Consider the following 4,516-nt stretch of genomic DNA (forward strand, 5'->3'; position numbering starts at 1 on the left):
TTGAAGTTTCACTTTATAGATAAATAAAGCTTTTAATGAAAAGAGGTGGAGTGTAATGGAATTAGATACAATTGCAGCCATATCAACGCCTATGGGCGAGGGAGCGATTGCGATCGTTCGGTTAAGCGGGGATGAAGCGATTGCGATTGCTGATAAAATGTTTAGAGGTGTTAGCGGTAAAAGACTGAAAGAGGTTGCCTCTCATACGATCCATTATGGGCATATGGTCGATCCAAGGACGAATGAAATAGCTGAAGAAGTCATGGTCTCGGTTATGAAGGGTCCCAAAACCTTCACGAAAGAGGATGTCATTGAAATTAATTGCCACGGAGGAATTGCTTCTGTCAATCGGGTGCTTCAACTTGTTCTGAGTCATGGGGCTAGACTTGCGGAGCCTGGGGAGTTTACGAAGAGAGCTTTCTTAAATGGACGGATTGATTTATCTCAGGCTGAAGCTGTCATGGACTTAATTCGGGCAAAAACGGATCGGGCGATGAATGTGGCTCTTGGACAAATGGAAGGCAGACTTTCGAAGCTTATTCGGAAGCTTCGTCAGGAAATATTAGAGACGCTCGCACATGTTGAGGTAAACATTGATTATCCTGAATATGATGATGTGGAGGAAATGACCCATCAGCTCCTATTAGAAAAGGGCTCATATGTTAAAGGGGAGATTGAAAAGCTGCTTCGTACCTCGCATCAGGGGAAAATATTACGTGAAGGATTATCGACCGTCATTGTAGGGCGTCCAAATGTAGGAAAATCCTCTTTGTTGAATAGTCTTGTTCAAGAAAATAAGGCGATCGTAACAGACATTCCTGGAACGACTCGTGATGTGATTGAAGAGTATGTGAATGTTCGCGGTGTGCCATTACGTTTATTGGATACAGCAGGGATAAGGGAAACTGAGGATATAGTCGAACGAATCGGCGTTGAAAGGTCCCGGCAGGTGTTAAAGGAAGCGGACCTTATTTTGCTTGTTCTGAATTTCTCTGATGAATTTACGGAAGAGGACGAGAATTTATTTAAAGCTGTCGAAGGTATGGACGTTATCGTCATTGTGAATAAAACCGATCTTCCTCAAAGCATTGATATGGATCGTGTCCGGAACCTTTCTCGGAACCATAAGCTTGTCACAACATCCTTATTAGAGGATAGGGGAGTAGATGAGCTGGAGGAAGCGATTGCTTCTCTCTTTTTTGAGGGCTCGATCGAATCAAGGGATATGACGTATGTTTCGAATTCTCGCCATATTGCCTTATTGAATCAAGCGTTAAGTGCAATGGAAGATGCTTTAATGGCAGTAGAAATGGGAACCCCTATTGATATTGTACAAATTGACTTTACAAGAACATGGGAGCTGCTTGGAGAAATCATCGGAGACAGCGTCCACGAAAGCTTAATTGACCAGTTATTCTCGCAGTTCTGTTTAGGAAAATAGATGATTTTTTAATTCTTGTTATTTGGACAGGAAAAGCGGAATCCAGAGGAAGTTGTCCGAATGCGGCCGTTATTCGGACAAGAAATTTTTGTCCAAAACTAAAGCTAAAGTAAAAAAAGGAGGCAGCATCATGCCATATGAAGCTGGAACATATGATGTCATTGTGGTCGGGGCTGGTCATGCAGGCTGTGAGGCTGGCCTTGCGTCTGCCCGCATTGGCGCGAAGACATTAGTCGTCACCATTAATTTAGATATGATTGCCTTTATGCCGTGTAATCCCTCTATTGGAGGTCCGGCAAAAGGAACCGTTGTAAGAGAAATAGACGCTTTAGGCGGCGAAATGGCAAAGAATCTAGATAAAACCTATATTCAAATGCGCATGCTGAATACAGGAAAAGGGCCTGCTGTCAGAGCGTTGCGTGCACAGGCTGATAAATTTGCCTATCAGCATGAAATGAAGAAGGCACTCGAAAGTCAATCAAACCTTACTCTTATCCAAGGAATGGTTGAACAACTAATCATTGAAGATGGTGTATGTAAAGGTGTGATCACCCAAACAGGTGCTGTTTATCATGCGAAAGCTGTAATAATTACAACAGGGACCTTCTTAAGAGGAGAAATCATCCTAGGCGAACTAAAATATTCAAGCGGTCCGAACAATCAGCAACCTTCTATCAAGCTTTCTGAGCATCTAGAGGAAATCGGCTTTGAATTAGAACGCTTTAAAACAGGTACACCTCCTCGTGTGAACAGCAATACGATTGATTACAGTAAAACAGAAATTCAGCCTGGTGATGATGCACCGCTTGCCTTCTCATATGAGACGACAAAATTTATAACAGACCAGCTGCCATGCTGGCTAACCTATACAAGTGAACGCACACACCAAATTATTGAGGCTAACCTGCATCGTTCCCCGATGTATTCCGGGATGATCCAAGGAAAGGGGCCGCGTTATTGCCCATCCATTGAGGATAAGATTGTTCGCTTTAACGACAAGCCGCGCCACCAAATTTTCCTGGAGCCTGAAGGACGAAATACGCAAGAGGTCTATGTTCAAGGCTTATCGACAAGCTTGCCAGAAGAAGTACAGCATGATTTGATCCGCAGTGTCCCTGGCTTGGAAAATGCCCAGATGATGCGCGCAGGCTATGCGATTGAATATGATTCCGTCAGACCGACTCAGCTTTGGCCAACATTAGAGACGAAGAGGGTAAAGAATTTATATACAGCTGGGCAAATTAATGGAACATCAGGCTATGAAGAAGCAGGTGCACAGGGCCTCATGGCTGGAATCAATGCGGCTATGAACGTATTTGACAAGGAAGAGGTCATTTTGAGCCGTTCGGATGCCTATATCGGGGTTATGATTGATGACCTGATTACAAAAGGGACGCAGGAGCCTTATCGATTACTCACTTCTCGTGCAGAATACCGCTTATTGCTTCGCCATGATAATGCTGATCTGCGATTAACGGAAATTGGTCATTCTGTTGGTCTTATCAGTGAAGAACGCTATCAAAAGTTCCTTTCTAAAAAACAATCGATTGAAAATGAAATCGAACGGTTAAAAGGAATTATTTTAAAGCCATCAAAGGACGTTCAGGAAATCATCAAGAGCCTTGGAGGCAGCGAATTAAAAGACGGAATCCGGGCCTCAGACCTGCTGAAAAGACCAGAAATGTCCTATGAGCATATTTGGCAGCTCGCTCCTGGGGAAGAAAATCTGGATCAAGAAGTAAAAGAGCAAGTAGAGATTCAAATTAAGTATGAAGGCTATATTGATAAATCATTGCAGCAGGTAGAACGATTAAAGAAAATGGAAGACAAAAGGATCCCTGAGAATATTGATTATGACGCGATTACTGGTTTGGCAAAAGAGGCAAGACATAATTTAAAAGAAGTCATGCCATTATCCATTGCACAAGCTTCTAGAATTTCGGGAGTCAATCCTGCCGATATTTCTATTTTGCTTATTTATATTGAACAGGGCCGAATTGCAAAGGTCACAAACGAATAAAGCTTGCCATTTCATAGCTTGAGAAAGGATTGGCGAATGAATACAGAACAATTTATTGAAGCGCTGGCGGCGAAGGGGATCTCCCTCTCGCCTCAGCAATTAGATCAATATGAGAAATATTTTACCTTATTAGTGGAATGGAACGAGAAAATGAACCTAACGGCGATTACAGATAAGCCAGAGGTTTATTTAAAGCATTTTTATGATTCGATCTCAGCAGCCTTTTATTTTGACTTTACGAAGCCATTACATATTTGCGATGTAGGAGCAGGAGCGGGTTTCCCAAGTCTTCCAATTAAAATTGCATTTCCAGAGCTGCGGGTTACGATTGTCGATTCTCTTAATAAACGGATTGGCTTCTTAGAGCATTTAACAAAGGAACTTGGCTTAAAGGACGTTCAATTAATTCATGACCGAGCGGAAACATTTGGTCAGAAAAAAGAGCACCGTGAATCATATGATGTCGTTACTGCCCGTGCAGTTGCAAGGCTTTCTGTTTTAAGCGAGCTATGTATGCCGCTAGTAAAAGTCGGCGGTACATTTATCGCGATGAAGGGTGCTAGTGCTGATGAAGAACTAGAAGTGGGGAAAAAGGCCATTTTCATCCTAGGTGGAAAACTTCATCAATCATTTTCTTTCACGCTCCCACAGGAAGATAGCGAACGCAATCTATTAATTATTCACAAAGAAAAGGCTACACCCAAAAAATATCCTAGGAAACCAGGTACCCCAAACAAGACTCCAATTGAATAGGATTACACTTTTCAAAGAATTGTGGCATAATTAGTAGGGATAAGGGTACAGGTTCCATGTCTCATTTAAGATAATTGGAAAAATAAAATCCTGATTTTCAGCAGGACTTGTCAATTTTATAGAGAATATGTAATAGGGAGTTTCGTAAAGGTGGTGCAGGGTGATGAAGCATTCTTTTTCACGCTTTTTTGGCCTAGGCGAAAAGGGAGAACAAGTTGAAATAGAAAAACAAGAAGAAATAGATGTTGAGAAGATTGGGGAATATGAGGAAATTAAGAAAATCCCCATAGATCATATTGTTC

At 42.0% G+C, this 4,516-nt stretch carries 3 protein-coding genes; all 3 read left to right on the forward strand.

Features of this window, described 5'->3' with window-relative positions; all coding sequences use genetic code 11:
* The first annotated feature begins 55 nt into the window (after positions 1-55).
* A complete protein-coding gene (mnmE, locus tag V7149_RS20135; RefSeq protein WP_335347376.1) occupies positions 56-1,441 on the forward strand; it encodes a tRNA uridine-5-carboxymethylaminomethyl(34) synthesis GTPase MnmE in 1,386 nt (461 codons plus the stop codon).
* Between the two features lie 130 nt (positions 1,442-1,571).
* On the forward strand, positions 1,572-3,461 hold the full coding sequence (mnmG, locus tag V7149_RS20140) for a tRNA uridine-5-carboxymethylaminomethyl(34) synthesis enzyme MnmG (protein ID WP_335347377.1): 1,890 nt from the start codon (positions 1,572-1,574) through the stop codon (positions 3,459-3,461).
* Positions 3,462-3,497: 36 nt separating this feature from the next.
* On the forward strand, positions 3,498-4,214 hold the full coding sequence (gene rsmG / locus V7149_RS20145; RefSeq protein WP_335347378.1) for a 16S rRNA (guanine(527)-N(7))-methyltransferase RsmG: 717 nt from the start codon (positions 3,498-3,500) through the stop codon (positions 4,212-4,214).
* Positions 4,215-4,516 lie beyond the last annotated feature (302 nt).

Origin of the sequence: Bacillus sp. JJ1503 (genome assembly GCF_036965125.1) — a bacterium.
Classification (GTDB): Bacteria; Bacillota; Bacilli; order Bacillales; family Cytobacillaceae; genus Cytobacillus.

Excerpts from the sequence above, each read along its gene's own strand:
- mnmE (WP_335347376.1), top strand. The coding sequence starts at position 56 with ATGGAATTAGATACAATTGCAGCCATATCAACGCCTATGGGCGAGGGA.
- rsmG (WP_335347378.1), top strand. The coding sequence starts at position 3,498 with ATGAATACAGAACAATTTATTGAAGCGCTGGCGGCGAAGGGGATCTCC.
- mnmG (WP_335347377.1), top strand. The coding sequence starts at position 1,572 with ATGCCATATGAAGCTGGAACATATGATGTCATTGTGGTCGGGGCTGGT.